3 protein-coding genes are annotated in these 2,947 nt (G+C 43.4%); 1 reads left to right on the top strand and 2 read right to left on the bottom strand.

Going from position 1 to position 2,947, the window contains the following annotated elements:
• Positions 1-453: 453 nt before the first annotated feature.
• Positions 454-744: a hypothetical protein gene (locus PR833_RS20190; protein ID WP_001009241.1), complete on the bottom strand. Its 291-nt coding sequence runs from the start codon at positions 742-744 to the stop codon at positions 454-456.
• A gap of 342 nt (positions 745-1,086) precedes the next feature.
• On the opposite strand from PR833_RS20190, the gene PR833_RS20185 reads away from it, so the two are divergent.
• The gene (locus PR833_RS20185; RefSeq protein ID WP_004239694.1) at positions 1,087-1,494 is read left to right on the top strand and encodes a DUF3742 family protein; all 408 of its coding nucleotides are present in this window, start codon (positions 1,087-1,089) and stop codon (positions 1,492-1,494) included.
• A gap of 42 nt (positions 1,495-1,536) precedes the next feature.
• Here PR833_RS20185 and PR833_RS20180 read toward each other — a convergent pair.
• A partial coding sequence (locus PR833_RS20180) for a conjugal transfer protein TraG N-terminal domain-containing protein (RefSeq protein WP_272526477.1) occupies positions 1,537-2,947 on the bottom strand: 1,411 nt, incomplete at its 5' end.

The following is a 2,947-nucleotide window of genomic DNA, read 5'->3' as shown; positions in this document are numbered from 1 at the left end:
CGAAGCATTGGCAATGTTGCATTAAGCAACGGTGTAACGTGGTAAATTTAATCAAACTTTCTTTTTTCGTCAATACCCGATAAAGAAAAAGGAGAATATTTTACATCCTCCTTTTTCTCTTTATTAAATATCCCCTTGTTGGTTCTTCATCGTATTAATAATCAATGCCATCTTTAATCACGAAAACTCAACAATCAGATATGTTTTTATTTGGATTTATCATAAACATCCCAAACAGGCGGTTTATTTTTCATAGAGTCAACAGAAACACGTAAGAAGGGCATATTAGTTTTAAATGTTAAAATAAAATCCAAGGACATTCTATTACAAACAGAAAAAAAACGTTTTTGTTCTTCATCAGTAAAATTTTTTTGTTTTGGGAATATAAATAAACTCCCTAAACTAACCTGACAATGTATATAACATTTCTCACCAAACCAGCTCACTAACTTATCATGATATTTTTTCAGTAATCGTAGTCAAATATTCTTTTCTGTAAAATTTAATACCTCTCTCGATCATTAACCAAAAGAAACTTTCTTTATTCTCAGAATAAAAATTATTACAATCCCCATTACCTTCCAAAGCATCATTGTCATTTTTTTTATTATATAAACATCCTTTGTTACCATTTAATGTTGTTTTTCTCCTTGAGTATTGCTTCCTTATTTTACTGAACCAACCCCTCCTCCTCCACAAATATCCCGCCCCTATTAAGACCACAAACCAAAAAATAAAATTCATATTATCATCTCCTATATACAAGGACTCGGATACATATTAAAAACTTACTTAAACTGACATAAAAAATCAAATTCAATAAATCCATCCAGATGAAAGAATAAGATTTTTATATGAAGGCAACAAAAAAGTTATACACATACCCACCGCCACCATCAGGGCCGATGCCCTGTACGCTCCCGTTTACCCGATTGCTTGTTGGCATCGGGTTGCACTGGCTTGGTGACCGTGGATATGTGCATAACTCACAAGATGTAGACAATGATTAAAAATCGACCTAAAATTGTATTAACGATAGACGACAAGCATGAGATAAATCAGACTCACTGATTACCGGAGGGGGAAATGAGTGATAAAACAGCCGCTTCCAGAGGAGAACGCTGGGGCATAAAAGCAGCTTATAAAGCAAAATGGCTAATCAAAAAATTGAAGGCTTTCGATAAGAACTGTGTGGCAAGCGCCAAAAGCAAAAATATGCCGGGTTGGCTGGGGCATATTCCACTGGTATCTATAACTCTCGCAGTCATCGCGTTACTGGCTTATTTCAGTTTGTACATCCTATTTACCTTTGGAGCGTTGGTGATTTTATTTTCTGTAATAGAACACATTGATATTTCTTCAGGAAATAACATTCAATCCACTGATAACAATAATGAATGGCAATCCAATCTCGTTGGCAATAGTGACGACTTTAGAAATGGCAACCAAGGTTTTGGATATTATATGAACGGAATAAATATTGACGAAGATTAGCCAGCCACAAAACTAAATTTTGCAGCTGGCTTCAAAATATTATTAGTTAACTTTTTTAGAAATAGCTTGTTCTGCTAACTGTCCTCCTTTCCCCCCCGCACTATGCGCAGGTGAAGTCGCGTTAGATGTCATATTACCTAGCTCGGACCCAACTTTAGCTCCAGCCCAACCAAATGCTGTCAACCACAACGCCGGCAACACCAAAAACATCGTTCCCATTACCAGGTTCATAATGACATCATCAGACGTGTTCTGAAGCCCGTTCATATTCCACTGACTGTGCGTATCGGAATTATACAGTGCCTCCATCATCCAGCTGTCTATCCAGCGTGCCAGCTCCCACCAGAATGTCAGAAAGTTCAGCGCAAATATCACAAACGTCACCGTTATCGCCGTCTTAAATTCATACGCCGAAAACATCAGCACCATCGGGATCATGATATACACCGCCATTAACATCAGCCCCTGCACCATCGGTAAGGACTGTCGCATCGTATCAAAGGCAGGGAATGCCCCCAGTGACGCCAGCGAAGTCCCGGCTACCCCTCCCATTCTGGCCAGCTCATTCATCACCGTCATATCCGCATTACCCCCGTATCCCCGGTATACCCGGCCGCCGGAGACATCCAGATTCGCCGGACTCACCAGCCGGCGGACGATGGCCTCCTCAAACTCTTTCGAGTTTTTATTAATCAGCTTCATCGCCGCCCGGGCACGCAGCCACATCCCTTCATCGGTCTGCTCTTTGACAAGTTTCAGTAACCCTGCATTCGCATCATTCCACCACTGATAACAGGTCGGGTAACCGTTGCCGTTGACATTCGCATACCCGTCATCCCGGTCGGCATCCCAGGGAAAGCCCGCCCGCGGTGTCCGTGACTGGATCTGATGATATTCCCCTTTCATAAAGGTGGCCGAGCCTATCCAGGTGATATCCTGTAACGTTTTTTCATCCTGTGTTTTTCCCTGATCTTTCGCTTTCCAGTCATACAGGGCACGTGAGTAACAGTCATCCGTAAAATCCTGAAGTGCGGCAGCCAGCGCCGGATTTTTAATGTTGCTGTGCTGCACCTCAAAACGCACCTGACGCAAATCCGGCCGGCACGGAATGCTGGCCACCGCCGCCTGAGTCACCCCTTTCGACAGCTTATGTACCAGCATCCACCACAGCGGGATTTTGGCTGTCTGATTATCCAGTGACGACACCACGCCGCTGTAACCGGATTCCGCCGGCTTCACCGGGGTCCAGGTGCCGCAGGTTTTGGTCCGGCTGGTATCAAATTGCAGGGTACTGACACTCACCTCCATCAACGGCACACAACAAAACAGGATCACCACAAAGGCGCCGTAAAGCGCGTTCTCGATACGCACAATTGCCAGTGAACCTTTGTTACCCTCATCCTCCCCCTCTTCCCGCACTTTCAGCCAGATCCCCAGCACTTTAAAGACCAGC

The organism is Providencia sp. PROV189, from assembly GCF_028480065.1.
Lineage (GTDB): Bacteria > Pseudomonadota > Gammaproteobacteria > Enterobacterales > Enterobacteriaceae > Providencia > Providencia stuartii.
The sequence above is the reverse complement of the archived record's forward strand: the minus strand, read 5'-3'. Positions and strand labels throughout refer to the sequence as shown.

What these genes read in the sequence shown, in the direction of transcription:
- PR833_RS20185 (WP_004239694.1), top strand. Translation starts at nt 1,087, where the DNA reads ATGAGTGATAAAACAGCCGCTTCCAGAGGAGAACGCTGGGGCATAAAA.
- PR833_RS20190 (WP_001009241.1), bottom strand. Translation starts at nt 744, where the DNA reads ATGAATTTTATTTTTTGGTTTGTGGTCTTAATAGGGGCGGGATATTTG.